The following is an 18,666-nucleotide window of genomic DNA, read 5'->3' on the forward strand; positions in this document are numbered from 1 at the left end:
GTAATAACTCATTTGAACAATTTTAATTACTTATTTCAACAGGTAATTTTACTCATTAAACACAACCCATTGAATATAAATAACTTTAAATAAGAAAGTATGAATTTTATTGAGTCCTTTCTATCAACTAAAAAAATGAGGACAATTGACCTTACTAGCGTTTACCAAATAAATGTCACACTAACTAGGATGCTTCAATGTACAAAAATGTAAAATATTCGCTTTCTTTAACACTTTTAATTAGTGCAATATTTGCAAGCACAGATTGTAATGCTTGGGGCCAAAACGGGCATCGTGTAGTGGGTAAAATTGCAGAGTCGCACATAAGCGAAACTACTAAGACTGCACTTATCCCCTATCTCAATGGCGAATCTTTAGCTCAGATTTCAACATGGCCTGACGAAATGCGATCTGCACCAGGTGACTTTTGGCAAAAAAAATCATCTCGTTGGCATTACATTAATGCTGATGACAACGCGACCTTTAGTTTTGACCACGACCACACTAAACACAAAGAATCAGTAACAAACATATTAGAAGGCATTCACTACTCTATCCGCGTGTTGAAAGATGATAAATCAAGCCTCGCGGCCAAACAGTTTAGCTTGCGTTTTTTGGTGCATTTAGTGGGTGACAGCCATCAACCATTTCATGCAGGAAGAGCAGAAGATAGAGGCGGCAATCGCGTTAAGGTTTCTTTTTTTAATCAACAGACCAACCTACATAGCTTATGGGACACCAAACTAGTTGAAAACGAAAACTTATCTTTTACTGAGTACGCTCAGTTTATAAATACCAACAACAGCGAGCTAATTAGTGAATATTTACAAAGTACACCAACAAGCTGGCTTGAAGAGTCGCACAACTTAGCCCTAAAAATATATGAATCAACAGAAGAACAGATTAGTTACGACTATATCTACAACAACACCCCTATTGTGAAAACACGCTTGCAACAAGCGGGAATTCGCTTGGCTGGATTGTTAAATACATTATTTGATCCTGCTAACACGCAATCAAAAATGGCCTTAACACAGCAAACACAAAATTAAATTTAGTTTCTAACTTAAATCATCTACATGGGAAATCAACATTATGACTAAGCTTCGCCTTTCGAAATTAACTGGGGCTGTAATTCTAGCTCTAGGAGTTTCAACAAGCGCTATGGCTGCTGACACTTCGTCTGCAATGCGTGGTAAAATAACCACACCTTCAGGTGCGAGCGCTGCAAACGTTAAAATTAAGGTTGTTCATCAACCAACCGGCACAATTAGTGAACTAACGACCAATGAAAGTGGTACTTTCATTGCGAATGGTTTACGTGTTGGTGGACCTTACACTGTGATCATCGACTCTGATACGTTTAACGATACCACCGTTGAAAACATCTTTTTAAACCTTGGCGAAACTTACAGATTAACATCGCAATTAGCGCCGCTAAACATTGAAAAGATTGAAGTCTCTGGTTATAAAATTGTACAACAGTCAGGTGGCTCTAGTAGTACGTTTGGCGAAGATACTATCAATAATATGCCTAGCTTTAACCGCGACATTAAAGATATCGCACGTTTAAATCCGCTTGCGAGTATTAATGGTAATGGTGAGCTAACTTTTGCTGGCAGCAACCCACGTACGAATGGTTTAACCGTAGATGGTATTGGCCAAAATGATGACTTTGGTTTAAGTTACGGCGGCTACCCGACTTCACAGCCTCCAGTAGCCCTTGATGCAATTGAGCAAATATCTGTTGATGTTTCTCCATTCTCTGCTTCTAAAGGTAACTTTGGTGGTGGTACTATTAACGCGGTAACAAAATCAGGCACAAATGAGTTCAAGTTTTCTGGTTTTTACGAAACATCAACACCTGATATTGCAGGCGATGTAGACAGCATATCTCAAGTGTTTGCTGATAACCGCCCTGTTTTAGATGACGATGGCCACCGTACATATATTGTCGAACAAGTAGAGCCAAATCAAACTGAAAAACGCTACGGTTTTAATGTTGGCGGCCCACTTATAGACGATACCTTATTTTACTTTGTTAACTACAATAAATGGTCGAGCGAACTAGATTTAGACTATGGTTTTGAAGGTTCAGGCGCAACCAACGAATACGATGTGAGTGAAGAAAGCTATAACCGCTTTCTTAATATTCTAAATAACGAATACGGGTTAACCGATTCTCTTGGTGGCGACCCTAAAGACACCAATGAAACATTACTTGTAAAATTAAGCTGGAACATTGCTGATGATCATCGTTTAGATTTTACCTATCAGTGGCAAGATGACAAAGATGAAACAAACTTTGGTACTGGAGGTACATCAGTTCAGCTTGCATCAAGTCGTTACACATACGCCACTAAGTTTAATAACTTTGCAACCAAATTATACTCGGATTGGAACGAAGACTTTTCAACTGAAATCGGTATTGCATACAAAGATGTATCATCAAGAAGTTTAACAAATTCTGATATTGGTAGCGTTAAAGTTGAAGAATACTTCCGCGGACCTTCTTATAACTTTGGTATCGATGAGTTTCGACATGCCAATAGCTCAGCAACAGAAAATTTAACACTTTCTCTTGATGCCACTTATTTGATGGACGAGCATGAAATTAACTTTGGTATGCAATATGAGTCGTTAAACTTATACAACCTTTTTGCAGCTAATTCACTGGGTTCATGGGAGTTTGATAACTTTAATGGTTTTGAAAACCGTGAAGTAGGCAACTTCGCAGGTCAGTATGACTTTAGTTACAGTAATGCTTATACAAATAACCCGAACGATACTGCTTACGATGCAACTCGTAATCAATTAGCGCTTTACATTGAAGATACTTTTTATGTTGGTGATGATTTAGAAGTAACGGCAGGTGTTCGTTATGAGCGTTTATCTTCTGATGATAAACCAACACTCAATGAAAACTTTTTAAGCACCTATGGCTTTAGCAACCAAGAAAACCTAGATGGTTTAGATATTATACTCCCACGTATTGGCTTTAAGTATTACGCAACTGAAGCGTTAACAGTTAACGGTGGTGTAGGTCGTTTCCAAGGCGGTATTCCTAACGTTTGGTACAATAACTCATTCCAAAACGATGGCATTACTTTTGTAGATGCACCACAAAGCGTTATTGACGAATACTATGCTAATAATCAAGCTGATATCACTCAAGTACCAGACGCTATAAAAGGGTCACTAGTACAAGGTGCGGGTAGTACAAACTATGTTGACCCAAATTTTGAACTACCGTCAAGTATTCGTGCACAACTTGGTTTTGAGTACGACTTTGATTCTGAATTACTAGGTGAAGGCTTTAAATGGCAAGCAGAAATTGCTTATCACAAAAAAGAAAACGAAGCTGTGTGGCATAACACCGCCATTAAACCTGTAGGTGTAGCAGCCGACGGCGAACGTATCATCTATGAAAGTATTTACAACGGTGATTTAGCTGATAACTTTGATATAGCAATGACTAATTCAGCAGAAGACGGTCGCTCTGTTATTTTTACAACAGCACTTGCTAAAGAGTGGGAAAATGGCCTTTATATTTCAGCAAGCTATGCACATCAAGATGTAACAGAAGCGTCTTCAGGTTCTTCTTCACGTGCACAAAGCAACTATCAGTACAATATTACTAAGAGCCGTAATGAAGACTTTGCTGCCCGTGGTGCGTATGAAGTAGAGCATAGCTTTAAAGTTAATTTAGCGTATAACACTGAGTTCTTCAGTGGCTATGCCACAAGATTTAATGTGTATTTTGAACGTCGCTCTGGTCGTCCATTTAGTTATACTATGGGTATGTTCAGAAATGGGGATTTAGGCGACTCTCGTGACTTTAACTCGAGTTCAGCTTACTTAGCATATATTCCTACAGGTCCAGATGATGCAAACGTAAATTGGGATCGTTCTAAATTGTCATGGGAAGAGCTTGAAACCCTATTAAAGCGTGCAGGTATTAATGAGCGTGGTCAAATCCTAGACCGCAATTCGGGTACTCAGCCATGGGTTACCACTATGGATATTAGCGTTAAACAAGAAATCCCTGGTTTTGCAAAAGGTCATAGCGGTGAGGTTTACTTTATGATTGATAACTTTGCAAACTTATTAAACAGTGACTGGGGCGTAGAAAAGCGCTTAGGTTTCTCTGACCAAGCTGTTTATGACCTTGCTGGCTTAGATGATGATGGCCGTTACATCATTAATGCTAGATACAACGGTGCAGATGTTCGTAACTATAGCCAATATCAAACTAGCTCATCAGCTTGGCAAGCTAAAATCGGTGTTAGCTATAAGTTTTAACCTATAACTTGCACATCAAAAGCTCATAAAATTAAAAAGCCATTACATGCATGTAATGGCTTTTTTTTATGGAAAAAATAACTTTTCATCTGTTTGTCATAAAAACTACTTACTATTTGCATGGTAAATATTGAAACATAGATAAAATGCTAAATTTCATAAATAAAGTGTTTTATAATAAAAAAATTACAGTTGTATTTTATTTGTAACAAACAAATGAGGTACACTATGTAAGTATTTTGGGTTAAGTGTATTTTGCGGTCGCTTAATCCAAAATTAAAATAAAAAAGCTATTAAAAGTTTATTTAACTACACGGGAAAATAAAATGAAAATTCAACTTCGCAAAACAGCTCTATCACTTGCTATAGCAGCATGTGTTGGTGTGAGTGGTGCTGCAATTGCAAACGAAACAACCTCAGCAATTAAAGGTCAAATAACTGGACCTAACGGTAACCCTGCTGCAGGAACTAAAATTACTATTTTACACGTTCCTTCAGGCTCTGTTAAAACAACTGAAGTAAATGACGCAGGTTACTTTACTGCTAAAGGACTTCGTGTTGGCGGCCCTTACAAAGTAATCGTAGACTCAGACATCTACGCTGACCAAGAGTTCAATAATATTATCTTGAACATTGGTAGCGACTACCCTGTTAATACTTCACTTGAAAATATCTCAGATGTTGAACAAATTGTAGTAACTGGGCGCCCTATCAGCACTATGTCTGGTGGTACGGGTCCTGCTTCAACATTCACATTAAGCGATCTTGAAAATCAACCAGCTATTAACCGTGATTTAAAAGATATTATTCGTATTGACCCTCGCGTTGCTATCGATGATAGCCGTGGTTCAATCAACTGTGGTGGTGGTAATCCACGTTTTAACAGCTTAACCCTTGATGGCGTTCGCATGAACGATAACTTTGGTTTAAGCTCAAACGGTTACCCTACTATTCGCGCTCCGTTCTCTTTTGATTCAATCGAGCAAGTAGCGGTAGAATTAGCCCCTTTTGATGTTCAATATGGTGGTTTCACATCATGTAACATCAACGCTGTGACCAAATCTGGCGGCAACGACATTCACGGTGGTGTATTCTACGATTACACTAACGATTCAATGAAAGGCGATAAGATTGAAGGTAATGACGTTGACAACGGCGATTACAGTGAAAAACGTTATGGTTTCAACGTTGGCTTACCACTAATCAATGATACGCTTTTCTTGTTTACCTCTTACGAGAAACTTGAAGGTGTTAAACAGTTTAACTATTCATCTTTAGTGTCTTCTGCAGAAATTGATGAAATTAAACAAATTACACGTGATGTTTATGGTTACGAAGCCGGTGCTACACCAGCAAGCTCACCAGTAGAAGATGAAAAAATCTTAGTGAAGCTAGATTGGAACATCAACGATGATCATCGTGCTAACCTAATTTATAACTACAATGATGGCTTTACCCTATCTCAATCAGATGCAGATGGTGATGAGCTCGCATTTGACAGCCACTTTTATGAGCAAGGTGCTGAGTTTACCTCAATCGTTGCATCACTTTACTCTGATTGGAATGACAACTTTTCAACTGAAGTTCGTTTAGGTAAATCAGAGCTTGACGCTCGCGTTCAATCTTTAGACGCAGCAAGCGGTTTTGGTGAGTTCCAAATCAGCACAGATAATGCCACGGTGTACGTTGGTCCTGATGACTCTCGTCAATCAAATGATTTAAACTACGATACCACAACAGCTAAATTCTCAGGTACCTACTACCTTGATCAGCACACAATTACCGCTGGTTTTGAGTATGAAAAGTTAGAAGTATTTAACCAATTCGTACAACATACTGAAGGTGAATGGCGTTTTGCTTCGATTGACGCATACAGAAATGGGATTGCTAATGCAGTTTATTATAATAACTCTGCAAGTACGAATAACCCAAATGATGCAGCTGCTAACTTTGCTTATTCACAAAATACATTTTATGTACAAGATGAATACAGCTTTTCAGATATCGATGCATCATTAACATTTGGTCTTCGTTACGACAGCTATTCAAGCGATGACAAACCAACATTAAATCAGAATTTCACTAATCGTTACGGTTTTAGCAATCAGTCTACTTTTGACGGTATTGATTTAATTCAACCACGCGTAGGTTTTGAGTGGTATGCAACCGATGCACTAGAAGTACGTGCGGGTGTTGGCTTGTTCTCAGGCGGTAATCCAAATGTATGGTTATCTAACTCATACTCAAATGACGGTATTACAAATATTAGTGCTAACCAGTTTGGTAGCGTAGACTTATTTGCTCCTGAAAACGTTACAGTTACAGGTGCGGGCCCAGGTTTTGATATTCCAAAATCTCAGTTTGATAAGGTAGCTAATACGCCAATCGGTTCAGGTGATGGTACTGTTAACGCTGTTGATCCTAACTTTGAAATTCCATCAGAATGGAAATATTCAGTAGGTGCAACCTACACTACTGAAAACGATTATGTTATTGCTTTAGATTACCTTTACACTGATAAACGCGATGCAGCGACATTACAAGATATCGCACTTCGCCCTACAGGTGAAGTTAGCTTTGACGGTCGTCCTTTGTATGAATCAATTGAAGGTCGTGATGGCGAGCTTTTATTGACTAATGTTAACGGCGATAGCGGTTCATCATCAATCATTTCAGCAGCAGTGAGCAAAGCGTTTGATAATGGCGTTAGCGTTCAGTTCTCATACGCTTACACTGATGCAGATGATGTAAACCCAATGACTAGCTCTGTAGCCAGCTCAAACTACGGTAACCTAGCAACATCAAACCCAGGTAACCCTGGCGTAGCATCATCTGATTACGAAATCCCACATCGCTTTACATTAAACCTAGGTTATAAACACGAGTTCTTCGATGGTTATAACACTCGCTTCAACCTATTTGGTGAGGCATACAAAGGTTTACCATATAGCTTTACCTACAAGAGTAATCGCGACACGGGTGCGGGTGATATTCAATTTGGTGACGACAATTCAAATGGCGCGCGTCAATTATTGTATGTACCACTTGAAAATGATCCAAATGTTGTCTACAACATGAGTGCGGATGAAATCAATGAGTTTAACGACTTTATTGCATCTGAAGGCCTTAAACGTGGTGAAATCACAGGTCGTAACCAACAAAACTCTGATTGGTTCGTTAAATTTAACTTTAAAATTACTCAAGAAGTACCTGGCTTTATGGATGGCCATAAAGGTGAAGCATTCTTCGTAATCGATAACTTAACGAATATGTTAAACGATGATTGGGGTGTATTAAGAAAAGGTTCTTTCGTGGGTAATAAGATGGTTGAAGTAAATATTAATGACCAAGGTCAATACGTTTACTCAAACTTCAGTGCACGTAGTGCTGAACAGTCTGTACAACGCGATGCCTCTTTATGGGAAATGCGTGTAGGTGTTCGTTACACGTTCTAATTTGATTGATTAAATTAGTGTATTTAAAAGCCCACTTTGTGGGCTTTTTTATGCCTGTAATTTATTTTTTAATTTATCAAAAATTGCGATTAGCTGATGCTGTTCAGCATCCGACAGGCAGCTTAATAATGCACGCTCCCACTGCAATGCTTGTGGCGTTATTTTTTCATATAAAGCCATGCCCTTATCACTTAGCATCAAAAATGCAGCGCGCTTATCATGCTTATTTAACTCACTATAAATAAGCCCTTCATCTATTAGCGTTTTTACCGCTCTTGATACTGTCGACTTATCCATATCTGCTTGAATACATAGCTGCTTTGCTGTGCTTTGCCCAGATTGCGCTAAATTAGCGATTATTCGCCACTGAGGAATAGTTAAATCAAACTCTTTTTTATAAATACTCGAAAAATCATTACTTACCTGTGTTGCTAAGTGTGTTAATTGATAAGGTAAAAATGTCGTTAAATCTATTTTCATATTGAATCACTTATTTATTTACATACGACTTTTATTTGTTCACTTTTATTTACAAGGGTCATAATCAGTGTGTTTGATATTAGTCTCACTTGAGAGTATCTTAGCGTAAATAACAAAAATATAACACTCCCCCACTTTCACAGGAGTCAGTAATGGCGACACAATTAAACTACATGAACGGCTTTGGTAATGAATTTGAAACCGAAGCGCTGCCTGGTGCATTACCGATAGGGCAATTTAGCCCGCAAAAAGTAAAATACGATTTATACGCAGAGCAATTTAGTACCACTGCATTTACCGCTCCGCGCGCCGATAATCGCCGCACGTGGATGTACCGTATTCGTCCATCAGTTGTACAAGGCGATTACACAGCCATAGACAATGGCTTAATTAGAACAGCGCCTATTACTGAAGTGCCAACGCCGCCCACCATGCTTCGTTGGGATCCCATTGATATACCAGCAGAACCTACTGATTTTATTGATGGGCTGATCACCATGGCTGCAAATGGCAGCGCCAATGGGCAAGCCGGTATTGGCATTCATGTTTATGTCGCCAACAAATCAATGGACAAGCGCTTTTTTTATAACGCCGATGGCGAAATGTTATTTGTACCACAACACGGCGAGTTATTACTTAAAACAGAACTCGGGCATTTAAGTATTAAAGCCGGTGAAATTGCGGTCATTCCGCGCGGCATTAAGTTTCAGGTTCAATTATTAACTGACACAGCCCGTGGGTACATTTGTGAAAACTACGGCCATGCTTATGTTCTTGCTGAGCGCGGCCCTGTTGGCGCAAATGGTTATGCTAACGACCGTGACTTTCAATATCCAGTAGCGGCTTTTGAAGACATCGAAGGCGAATTTGAACTTATTGCTAAATTTAATGGCAATATGTTTCGTTGTGATATTGGTCATTCTCCTCTTGATGTTGTTGCTTGGACAGGTAACAGTGCGCCTTACAAATACGCCTTAGCCCGCTTTAATGTCATGAATACCGTTAGCTTTGATCACCCCGATCCATCAATTTTCACGGTACTAACCTCGCCATCAGGCACTGAAGGCGTTGCAAATATCGATTTTGCTATTTTCCCACCACGTTGGATGGTCGCTGAAAACACCTTCCGCCCGCCTTACTATCACCGTAATATTATGAGTGAGTTTATGGGTTTAATTGAAGGCGTTTATGATGCAAAAGAGCATGGTTTTGTCCCTGGAGGGATGAGCTTACATAACTGTATGTCGCCGCATGGTCCTGAGGCGGATGTATTTGAAAAAGCGTCAAACGCGGACTTAGAACCACAACGCTACGATAATACGCTGGCGTTTATGTTTGAGTCACGTTATGTAATATCGCCAACTAAATACGCATTAGAAGGTAAAGAGCGCCAAGCTAATTACACTGACTGCTGGCGCACAATTAAAAAACACTTTAACGGTAATCAAGGGTAATTAGATTATGAAGCTTTATACTTATTTTCGCTCATCTGCAGCGTATCGAGTGCGCATCGCATTAAACCTAAAAAATATTGATCACCAGTTGGTGCCGGTAAACTTATTAAAATCAGAGCAACAAAGCACAGATTACTTACAGAAAAACCCCCAAGGACTTTTACCTGCTTTAGAAACAGAAGACGGCGTATTAGGTCAATCTCTAGCAATTTTAGAGTACCTTGAAGAGCAATACCCTGAAACACCATTGCTGCCTGGTAATGCATGGCAAAAAGCACATATTCGCAATTTAAGTTATGCAATTGCGTGTGATATTCACCCGATTGATAATTTACGTGTGCTTAAGTATTTAAGTAGTGAACTCAATGTTGATGATGAAGCAAAAAATAAATGGTACCGCCACTGGGTTGAAGTGGGTTTTGAAAAAATAGAACGCATGCTCGATAGTAAAAATACATTTTGCGCAGGCGAGTCGCCAAGCTTAGCTGATGTATGTTTAGTACCGCAGGTATTTAATGCCATTCGTTTTAAAGTAGATATGGCTGCCTACCCTAAAATAGCAGCCATATATCAGCGTTGTAATGAGTTGGCAGCCTTTATTGATGCAGCCCCTGAAAATCAACCTGATGCAAACTAATAGAGTAAATTAACTTTTAAGTGCACTGTGTATTACCGTCACATGCTCAATTAAATCTAAGCCCAGTTCGGTTAAATAACCGCCATCTGGGCTATCTATAACCCCTTTATCGAACAAACGTTGTGCTGCGCTTAGTAAGGCGGGTTCAGCGTCTGAATGAAGTTTAATTCCCTGCATTTTGCTCTCGCGTGGAAATTTTGCTAGTAGTGTAAATTCATCAATCATAGTTTGATTAAATAGCATATGTGTTCACCTTTTTATTGTTCTGTGTTTTACTGAAGTTGTCTTACTTACCCTAGCATGTTTTTTTGCTAAGTGTACTTATTTTAAACACCTTGAGGTTATTCATGCGTTATTATTTTACTTTTATTATTGCTGTTTTATGCTTGTGTTTTTCAGCTTTAAGCTACGCAAACACAATAAAAACGCTTTCTGTTGTTGATGCTACCCAGCTTATAAACACAAACACTGAGTGCTGGTATGATAATAAACGCTATAGCGAAGGTGCCGTAGTGCAGGTTCATTCTGTTACCCTTATTTGTGCCGCAAAATACCCCCAACATAGCAACAGTCAGTTGATGTGGCTAAAGCTTGATAAGCAAGGTAACCTTATTTATCCCAAGAAGCCTGCAACCATTACCGTAAATTAATCAAGATTAACAATCTGGAATCTGCCAGCCATCTCCAAACTATTAAGATGCGGCGGTATACGTTACAATACATGCAGTTTAAAAAAGCAGTGTGACTATGAATAATCAACCAAAAAACCCGCTTCATGGGGTAACTTTAGAGCAAATCCTTGTTGAACTAGAACAACGTTTAGGCTTCAAAGCAATGGGCGAGCAAGTAAATATCAAATGTTTTACCGATTCGCCAAGTATAAAATCAAGCTTAAAATTTTTACGTAAAACGCCTTGGGCAAGGGATAAAGTAGAAGCGCTTTATATTCATACCATGAGTAATAAACCGCTACGAAAACCCAGAAATAAACCAAAACTAACAGAGCCCACGCAACCTGATACATCAGATTTTGTATGGCCCTCCATTAAAAAATAAATGAGTGCTAAATGGCGTAATATTTACGCCATTTTTAGTCAGTTAGTTTTGTTCTTGGCATATTACATTCAATGAAGCAGGGTGAATACTCACTACCACTTTATCGGCAGATTTAACCTCGCCATCAATTACATAATCTAGCGTTTGATCTGCGCTTATCTCTACACGTTTTGCGTTAGTATAATGCGAGTTAATAGCAAGATGCGTTTGCGTAATACTGCTAAACATCAGCTCTGCAATACTTAATATCGTGGTTTCATTATCTTTGTTTGGCGTTAGCCAATTTACATCTAATAATCCATCACGGTGGTCGGGTTGTCCCCCACCTTGGGCTAAAAGGGTTGTAAATGGGGCAGCATTAGCGACAATAAAGCTATTTGTATTAATAGCTTCAGGCTCATTATCATCTAATTTAACCATCAGCTTTTGCGCTTTATTCTCGCCAAAGGAATGTAAAAACCCATTTAAATAAGCAAGCTGGCCAGATTTATTTTTCGACTCTCTATCTGCTTTTTCAATCATTGCATGCTCAAAGCCAATGCCAATTAGCAATAACATCAAATCGTTATTACAATATGCGGTATCGATCAGGTTTGTCTGACCATCAATTATTAAATCGCACGCTTGCTCAACAGGAATAAATTTAGATTTTATTCCCATCAGCACATGGGCCAACGCATTAGCTGTCCCCAACGGTATAATTCCTAATCGACAAGACGTACCCACTAAAACACTCGCAACCTCAGTGACAGTGCCATCTCCACCGCAGGCAATTATAATATCAGGCTCGTGCTCTATAGCTTGTTTAGCCAATGTAATGCCGTTTTGTTCCGGTGTAGTTTTTAAAATGGTTAAATCATAATAAGCAGATAAACGTGTAACGATTAAATGCTCTTTTTCAGACCATAACTTAGTGCCTGATACAGGATTAGCAATTAAATATGCTTTATTTTTTATCAGTAGCTCACCTCTTCGGTGGCGCTTAACTAAATGGCGTAATTGGCGTTTATTAAGATTGGCTGTTTCACGTGTTTCTTTAATTTGAGCAAGAATGTCATGTACATCAGCTTCTTTATTTTGACTCAATAAATACGCTGCCATAACAAACACCGAACGTCCGCGACCTAATGCACAATGCACCACAACACGACGGTCTTTCTTTATATGATGATGGATCCAGTTAATTGCCTGGTTTAATTGCGAGTGAGTAGGCACACTATGATCAAGAACAGGAATGTTTAAATAACTAATATTTTCTTGGGTAGATGTCCACTCAAGTCCATCAAATTCACAAGTCACATCTAAAATAGCGGTAATGCCATTTTCTTTTAATGTATCTATATCAGAGGGAAACAAACGACATGCTAAAAATAAGTTATCGTTTATTTGTTGAATTGGGGGTACCTTATCGTGTTTGCGTGACCATGCATTATAAATTTGTGCACCTAACAAAAAAGGAACAAATGCCCAACGAATGTAAAAAGGGATAACGCCATTTTCTCGCTTTCTGAATATTTTCCCCGCATTAAAAAAATAAGCACCGCTGACCAATATCAGCGACAGCGCCGTCCAAAAAAATGCAACCGCGAAGTAAACAGAATTAACCTTCAACCCCAGTACTATAAATACTAATGCTGTTACAAGATAACTGACTGCAGCCCACATGTGATCTCCTTTAAGTTGGCAGCGCCATATTAGCGCCTTTAATATAGTCCTAACTTGCAAATAATACGCCAAAAAAGCAATTTATCTTGTTTGTTGTCGTTTCGCCACCGGCGTTGATATCACATCAATTGGCTATAACCCACTGTTAATCAATGCTTTTATAATATAAAAAGGAATGACTTCACGCTAAAACATCGTACTCAGTTTTTATTGATTACGCTTAAATAAAAGCAGCTTAATTTATATGACTCTTTCATATTTACAACAATATCAGTCAAATATTCATAGTTATTTAATGCTTCAACTTATTATTTATCAAATGGCATAAGTAATGTTTTCATCGCTGGGCGCAGTGCAATCAATACAGTTTCCTCGGTCAATTCAGGAAATAACATTTTTCGTAATAGCAGTCCGGCCATCACTGAGAAAATCACATTAATGCGGCTTTCGAGTTCTTGCTCTGAATGTGATTTTATTAAACTACTTTCACTGACTAATAAATCACGCATTCTGTTACGTGCTTGCGTATCAGCCTCGCGTAGTAATAAAGCGACTTTTTTGTTTCTACTGGCCTCTGCCATCATGTCTAAGTCAACTACGCAGGCCCCCGTGTCCATATGACGCTGCACACCATGGTGTAAGCCATCAAGTAACACTGTTAAAATATCGCCAGGTTGATCTTCAAACTCTTGAAATATGGAAAACATTTCTTCCATATCTTGTTCAATAATACTTTCAATTATGGCTTCTTTACTTTCAAAGTAATTATAAATATGGCCGGCACTCATCCCGGCTGTTTTAGCTATTTCTGCCATACCTGCGCCATGGTAGCCTTTGCGACGAAAACAATCAGCAGCGGCGGTTAATACCTGCTCGCGACGCGCTTGTGCTTGCACCGGATCTAGGTGTTTTTTATTTTTAGGTTTCATTTGAAACTCCAGTATCGAGTCTCTCAACTCGAAATATTTAGCGTTTACTGCTTTGATCACAAAAAATAAACGCTAAACGGGCATTACTTTAATCGCGCATAAAACCTTTTATTGTTAACAGGCTTTATGCGTACTAATTTACTTAACGGTTGAAGTAGTGGTCTGCCAGCCACCGCCAACCGCTTTGTATAAATTGATTTGGCTTGCAAGCACAGCTTGTTGGCCCGTGATCAATTGCTGCCTTGCGCTATACCAAGTTCGCTGAGCGTCAAGCACTTGTAAAAAGCTATCAACCCCTTTGTCGTAGCGCGCCTGCGATAATTCAAAGGTTGTCTTTCGGCTTTGTAATAACTCCTCAAGAGCCATTAACTGTGCGTTATAGCCTTCTCTATCCGCAAGTACATCAGCAACTTCACGAAATGCTTGCTGTATTTTTTGCTGGTACGTTGCTACAGCAACTTGTTGCTCTGCGTTAGCGACATCTAAATTTGCTTGATTTCGACCCATATTAAAAATAGGTAAATTTACCGATGGCATGAAGCTCCATGTGCCTGAGCCTGCATCAAATAAATTACTTAAATCACGTGATGCAGTTCCTGCATTGGCAGTTAAACTAATGCTCGGGTAAAACGCTGCACGGGCAATACCAATGTTAGCGTTAGCGGCTAACAGCTGATGCTCTGCTGCTTTTATATCTGGTCGCTGCGTTAGTAAATCAGAAGGTAAACCCACAGGGACACTAGGCAAGTCTAATAAATAATTTAATGACTTACTTGGCAGTAAATCCTCACCTACCGTTTTACCTACTAATAAATCAAGCGCGTTTTTATCGCGTTTCACTAAACGTTGGTATTTAGCAATATCAACTTTCGCTGTGGCTACCGTACTTTTAAGCTGTTCCAGCGTAATTTTAGAAGCGGCACCTAAATCAACACTTTTTTGGGTTAATGATAAGGATGCTTGCTGCGATGATAACGTCTCTTGTGCCAACGCTAACAACTGTTGATCGGTCGCGTAATTTAACCAGGCATTAGCAAGCTCTGCAATTAACGACACTTGCATGGTGTATTGGCTCAGTTGAGTTGAATAAAGCGTTTGTAATGCTTGCTCTGACTGATTGCGTACTTTACCCCATAAATCTAACTCGTAAGCCGTCATGCCTACCGTTGCACTGTATTGAGAACTTATTTGTGGTTGACCACTTGCTGATAAATCGCTGGGTAAACGCTGACGACTTCCTGATGCATTAAAATCCAGTGATGGATATAACGCTGAATCTTCAATCTGATACAAACCACGCACGCGCTGAACATTTAGAGCAGCTATTTGTAGGTCTTTATTATGTTCAAGACTTTGTGATATCAGTGTTTTAAGTTTTTCATCATTAAAAAACTGCTGCCATTTTAACGAGGACACCTGCTCATCCCCTGTCTCTGATGCATACGCATCAGGGACAGGTAAATTTAGCGCTTCCTTTTGAGGAGCTAACTGACATCCAGATAAAATTGCTAAAGTAAAAGCACTAAAACTGATTGCTCTTAAACTCATTATACTTCCTCCTCGGAGGTGGTTTTAGCCTTTCCTGAAAACAGTCTACGTACTAAAACAAAAAACAACGGTACAAAAATAACAACCAATGACGAGGCGGCAAGTGTTCCACCAATAATTGAAATACCTAATGCATTTTGTGCACCTGAACCAGCACTTGAGGCAATAGCTAATGGAAGCACACCACACACAAAGGCCATTGAGGTCATTAAAATAGGACGTAAGCGAAGGCGTACAGCGGCAATCGCCGAGTCAACTAAGCTTAAGCCTTCTTCCATTTTATGAATCGCAAACTCAACGATTAAAATGGCATTTTTAGAGGCTAAACCTATGGTGGTTAATAAACCCACTTGTAAGTAAATATCGTTTGATAAGTTACCCATAAAGGCGGCTACAATCGCACCAAAAATACCCAGTGGCACAATTATCATTACTGCAAATGGTACTGACCAACTTTCATAAAGCGCAGCTAAACATAAAAATACAAATAACAGTGATAATCCATATAACAACGGCGCTTGACCGCCACTTGATCGCTCTTGAAACGAAATACCAGTCCACTCAGAGGCAATACCGTTAGGTAGTTGCTTGACTAAACGTTCCATTTCATCCATTGCTTGCCCTGTACTGTAACCTGGCGCAGCTGTTCCTTGAATTTCCATAGCAGAAAAACCATTATAACGCTCAAGACGTGGCGAACCATAGGTCCAATGCGAACTGGCAAATGCTGAAAATGGCACCATATCACCGCTATCATTACGTACATACCACTTGTTTAAGTCCTCAGGCACCATTCGCGATTCAGCATCGCCTTGCAGGTATACTTTTTTCACGCGACCACGGTCGATAAAGTCATTTACATAACTACTACCCCACGCCGTCGAAAGCGTACTATTAATATCACTTTGCGACACACCAAGCGCTTCTGCTTTTGCAAGATCAATATCCAGCTGTAACTCAGGCATATCTTCTTGGCCATTAGGTCGTACGCCCGCGAGAATTGGGCTTTGGCTTGCTAAGCCTAATAACTGGTTACGCGCGGCCAGTAGAGCCTCGTGGCCAAGTCCAACACGGTCTTGTAAAAACATATTAAAGCCATTGGCTGTACCTAGTTCCACAATCGCTGGCGGCGGAAATGCAAATACAAACGCTTCTTTAATGGTAGAAAAATAGCCCATTGCTTTACCTGCAACTGCTTGCACAGATAAACCTTCGCCTTGACGCTCATCCCAGTGCTTAAAGTTAACAAAGGCAATTGCTGAGTTTTGGCCAGAACCTGCAAAACTAAATCCAGTCACCGTGAAAATACCATTTACAGCATCCGATTGATCGTTCAAAAAGTGTTTTTCTACTTTTTTAACTACTTCAAGCGTTTCTTCAGTCGTTGAGCCTGCTGGTAATGACACCTGATTAAACAAAATACCTTGGTCTTCATCTGGTAAAAATGCCGTTGGTAAGCTTGAAAAAATATACACCATACCCGCTACAATAAGGCCATAACATAAAAGATAGCGCTTAGATAAACGGATCATACGACTGACAAGACTTTGTGCGCCTGTATTAGTTTTATCAAATCCGCGGTTAAAACCACTGAAAAAACGACCGAATAACGAGCTGTTATCGTGAACATGGCTTGGTTTTAAAAGCGTAGCACACAACGCAGGTGTTAAAATAAGCGCCACCAATACCGATAGTCCCATTGCTGATACCAATGTAATAGAGAACTGACGATAAATAACACCGGTAGAGCCACTAAAGAACGCCATCGGAATAAATACCGCCGACAGCACCATAGCAATACCCACTAGCGCGCCTTTAATTTCATCCATTGATTTACGTGTTGCCTCAAGCGCAGAGAGTTTTTCTTCGCTCATTACACGCTCAACGTTTTCTACTACAACAATGGCATCATCAACCAGTAGGCCTATGGCAAGTACCATGGCAAACATGGTTAATGTATTTATTGAATAGCCAAACGTGTACAAAATACCAAAAGTACCGAGTAACACCACCGGCACAGCAATCGTTGGAATAAGCGTAGCGCGGAAGTTTTGTAAAAACAGATACATAACAACAAAAACGAGTACCACTGCTTCTATTAAGGTATTAACCACTTTTTCAATCGATAGTGATACAAAAGGGGTGGTATCGTAGGGTACAACAACGTCTAATCCCTCAGGGAAAAACGATTTAAGCTCTGCAATCGCAGCTTTTACACCTTCAGCTGTATCAAGGGCATTGGCGCCACTGGCAAGCTTAATACCTAGGCCTGATGCAGGTTTTCCATCGTAACGAGCTACAACACGGTAGCTCTCGCCACCTAGCTCCACACGCGCTACATCTTTAAGGCGAACAAACGAGCCATCAGCGTTTGCTTTTACTATAATTTGTTCAAACTCTGCTGCGGTTTGCAAACGGCTTTGTGCTGTTACCGTTGCATTGAGCTGCTGGCCTTCAACCGCTGGCATGCCCCCTAATTGACCAGCAGATACCTGTGCATTTTGCGCACTAATTGAGGTGCTAATATCAGCAGGGGTTAATTTGTAGTTTTGCAACTTAGCTGGGTCTAACCAAATACGCATAGCATATTGAGAGCCAAATAGCTGAACTTCACCCACCCCTTCAACACGCGAGATAATATCTTGCACATTAGATGAAACATAATCACCAATGTCGATATTGGTCATGCTGCCATCTTTTGATACAAAACCTAATACCATTAAAAAGTTACGTGCAGACTTAGCCACCGATACACCTTGCCTTTGCACTTCTTCTGGTAAAAGCGGTGTAGCTGTGGCTAACTTGTTTTGCACTTGTACCTGTGCAATGTCTGGGTCTGTATCAGCGCTAAATGAAAGCGTAAGCGTAGCCGAACCACTCGACTCAGACGTAGATGACATATACAACAAGCCATCTAGTCCTTTCATTTTTTGCTCTATAACCTGGGTAACCGTATCCTCTAGGGTACGAGCTGATGCCCCTGGGTAAGTAGCGGTAATGCTAATTGCTGGCGGTGCAATTGACGGGTATTGTGCTATTGGTAAACTTTGAATAGCCAACACACCTGCAAGCATAACCACGATAGCAAGCACCCACGCAAAGATGGGTCTGTCGATAAAAAATCGTGACATTAAAACTCT

General features: G+C 39.8%; 13 protein-coding genes. 7 read left to right on the top strand and 6 right to left on the bottom strand.

Annotation, left to right across the window (positions count from 1 at the left end; translation table 11 throughout):
* Positions 1-197 precede the first annotated feature (197 nt).
* The 3 genes from QMA00_RS02510 to QMA00_RS02520 all read left to right on the top strand — a co-directional run bounded on the left by QMA00_RS02510 (position 198) and on the right by QMA00_RS02520 (position 7,757).
* Positions 198-1,052: a S1/P1 nuclease gene (locus QMA00_RS02510; protein WP_290155876.1), complete on the top strand. Its 855-nt coding sequence runs from the start codon at positions 198-200 to the stop codon at positions 1,050-1,052.
* A gap of 43 nt (positions 1,053-1,095) precedes the next feature.
* Positions 1,096-4,302 (top strand): TonB-dependent receptor, encoded by a 3,207-nt coding sequence (locus tag QMA00_RS02515; RefSeq protein WP_290155878.1) that lies wholly within the window; start codon positions 1,096-1,098, stop codon positions 4,300-4,302.
* Between the two features lie 326 nt (positions 4,303-4,628).
* On the top strand, positions 4,629-7,757 hold the full coding sequence (locus QMA00_RS02520; RefSeq protein WP_290155880.1) for a TonB-dependent receptor: 3,129 nt from the start codon (positions 4,629-4,631) through the stop codon (positions 7,755-7,757).
* A gap of 48 nt (positions 7,758-7,805) precedes the next feature.
* Here QMA00_RS02520 and QMA00_RS02525 read toward each other — a convergent pair whose 3' ends face one another.
* Positions 7,806-8,237 (bottom strand): MarR family transcriptional regulator, encoded by a 432-nt coding sequence (locus tag QMA00_RS02525; protein WP_028834128.1) that lies wholly within the window; start codon positions 8,235-8,237, stop codon positions 7,806-7,808.
* Positions 8,238-8,389: 152 nt separating this feature from the next.
* On the opposite strand from QMA00_RS02525, the gene hmgA reads away from it, so the two are divergent.
* Both hmgA and maiA read left to right on the top strand, forming a co-directional pair.
* Positions 8,390-9,691 carry a homogentisate 1,2-dioxygenase gene (hmgA, locus tag QMA00_RS02530; RefSeq protein ID WP_076921701.1) on the top strand — a complete coding sequence of 434 codons (1,302 nt, stop codon included), beginning with the start codon at positions 8,390-8,392 and terminating at the stop codon, positions 9,689-9,691.
* Positions 9,692-9,698: 7 nt separating this feature from the next.
* Positions 9,699-10,328 (top strand): maleylacetoacetate isomerase, encoded by a 630-nt coding sequence (gene maiA, locus QMA00_RS02535; protein ID WP_016899147.1) that lies wholly within the window; start codon positions 9,699-9,701, stop codon positions 10,326-10,328.
* A 9-nt stretch (positions 10,329-10,337) separates the two neighbouring features.
* Here maiA and QMA00_RS02540 read toward each other — a convergent pair whose 3' ends face one another.
* Positions 10,338-10,571: a TIGR02647 family protein gene (locus QMA00_RS02540; RefSeq protein WP_008112333.1), complete on the bottom strand. Its 234-nt coding sequence runs from the start codon at positions 10,569-10,571 to the stop codon at positions 10,338-10,340.
* A gap of 104 nt (positions 10,572-10,675) precedes the next feature.
* On the opposite strand from QMA00_RS02540, the gene QMA00_RS02545 reads away from it, so the two are divergent.
* Together QMA00_RS02545 and QMA00_RS02550 are read left to right on the top strand one after the other, a co-directional pair.
* Positions 10,676-10,978 carry a DUF1496 domain-containing protein gene (locus tag QMA00_RS02545; RefSeq protein ID WP_076921699.1) on the top strand — a complete coding sequence of 101 codons (303 nt, stop codon included), beginning with the start codon at positions 10,676-10,678 and terminating at the stop codon, positions 10,976-10,978.
* A 97-nt stretch (positions 10,979-11,075) separates the two neighbouring features.
* Positions 11,076-11,384 (top strand): VF530 family protein, encoded by a 309-nt coding sequence (locus QMA00_RS02550; RefSeq protein ID WP_076921697.1) that lies wholly within the window; start codon positions 11,076-11,078, stop codon positions 11,382-11,384.
* A gap of 42 nt (positions 11,385-11,426) precedes the next feature.
* Here QMA00_RS02550 and QMA00_RS02555 read toward each other — a convergent pair whose 3' ends face one another.
* The 4 genes from QMA00_RS02555 to QMA00_RS02570 all read right to left on the bottom strand — a co-directional run bounded on the left by QMA00_RS02555 (position 11,427) and on the right by QMA00_RS02570 (position 18,657).
* Positions 11,427-13,049 (bottom strand): diacylglycerol kinase family protein, encoded by a 1,623-nt coding sequence (locus QMA00_RS02555; protein WP_076921696.1) that lies wholly within the window; start codon positions 13,047-13,049, stop codon positions 11,427-11,429.
* Between the two features lie 308 nt (positions 13,050-13,357).
* Complete coding sequence (locus tag QMA00_RS02560) at positions 13,358-13,978, bottom strand: TetR/AcrR family transcriptional regulator (RefSeq protein WP_008464339.1); 621 nt, start codon at positions 13,976-13,978, stop codon at positions 13,358-13,360.
* 138 nt (positions 13,979-14,116) lie between these two features.
* Entirely contained in the window at positions 14,117-15,526 is a 1,410-nt protein-coding gene (locus QMA00_RS02565) for an efflux transporter outer membrane subunit (RefSeq protein ID WP_008112328.1), read from the bottom strand.
* A complete protein-coding gene (locus QMA00_RS02570) occupies positions 15,526-18,657 on the bottom strand; it encodes an efflux RND transporter permease subunit (protein ID WP_076921694.1) in 3,132 nt (1,043 codons plus the stop codon). The genes QMA00_RS02565 and QMA00_RS02570 overlap by 1 nt, the downstream gene beginning before the upstream one ends.
* Positions 18,658-18,666 lie beyond the last annotated feature (9 nt).

This window comes from Pseudoalteromonas sp. APC 3694 (genome assembly GCF_030407565.1).
Lineage (GTDB): Bacteria > Pseudomonadota > Gammaproteobacteria > Enterobacterales > Alteromonadaceae > Pseudoalteromonas > Pseudoalteromonas tetraodonis.

Excerpts from the sequence above, each read along its gene's own strand:
- QMA00_RS02515 (WP_290155878.1), top strand. The coding sequence starts at position 1,096 with ATGACTAAGCTTCGCCTTTCGAAATTAACTGGGGCTGTAATTCTAGCT.
- hmgA (WP_076921701.1), top strand. The coding sequence starts at position 8,390 with ATGGCGACACAATTAAACTACATGAACGGCTTTGGTAATGAATTTGAA.
- maiA (WP_016899147.1), top strand. The coding sequence starts at position 9,699 with ATGAAGCTTTATACTTATTTTCGCTCATCTGCAGCGTATCGAGTGCGC.
- QMA00_RS02545 (WP_076921699.1), top strand. The coding sequence starts at position 10,676 with ATGCGTTATTATTTTACTTTTATTATTGCTGTTTTATGCTTGTGTTTT.
- QMA00_RS02510 (WP_290155876.1), top strand. The coding sequence starts at position 198 with ATGTACAAAAATGTAAAATATTCGCTTTCTTTAACACTTTTAATTAGT.
- QMA00_RS02520 (WP_290155880.1), top strand. The coding sequence starts at position 4,629 with ATGAAAATTCAACTTCGCAAAACAGCTCTATCACTTGCTATAGCAGCA.
- QMA00_RS02565 (WP_008112328.1), bottom strand. The coding sequence starts at position 15,526 with ATGAGTTTAAGAGCAATCAGTTTTAGTGCTTTTACTTTAGCAATTTTA.
- QMA00_RS02540 (WP_008112333.1), bottom strand. The coding sequence starts at position 10,571 with ATGCTATTTAATCAAACTATGATTGATGAATTTACACTACTAGCAAAA.
- QMA00_RS02550 (WP_076921697.1), top strand. The coding sequence starts at position 11,076 with ATGAATAATCAACCAAAAAACCCGCTTCATGGGGTAACTTTAGAGCAA.
- QMA00_RS02570 (WP_076921694.1), bottom strand. The coding sequence starts at position 18,657 with ATGTCACGATTTTTTATCGACAGACCCATCTTTGCGTGGGTGCTTGCT.
- QMA00_RS02525 (WP_028834128.1), bottom strand. The coding sequence starts at position 8,237 with ATGAAAATAGATTTAACGACATTTTTACCTTATCAATTAACACACTTA.
- QMA00_RS02560 (WP_008464339.1), bottom strand. The coding sequence starts at position 13,978 with ATGAAACCTAAAAATAAAAAACACCTAGATCCGGTGCAAGCACAAGCG.
- QMA00_RS02555 (WP_076921696.1), bottom strand. The coding sequence starts at position 13,049 with ATGTGGGCTGCAGTCAGTTATCTTGTAACAGCATTAGTATTTATAGTA.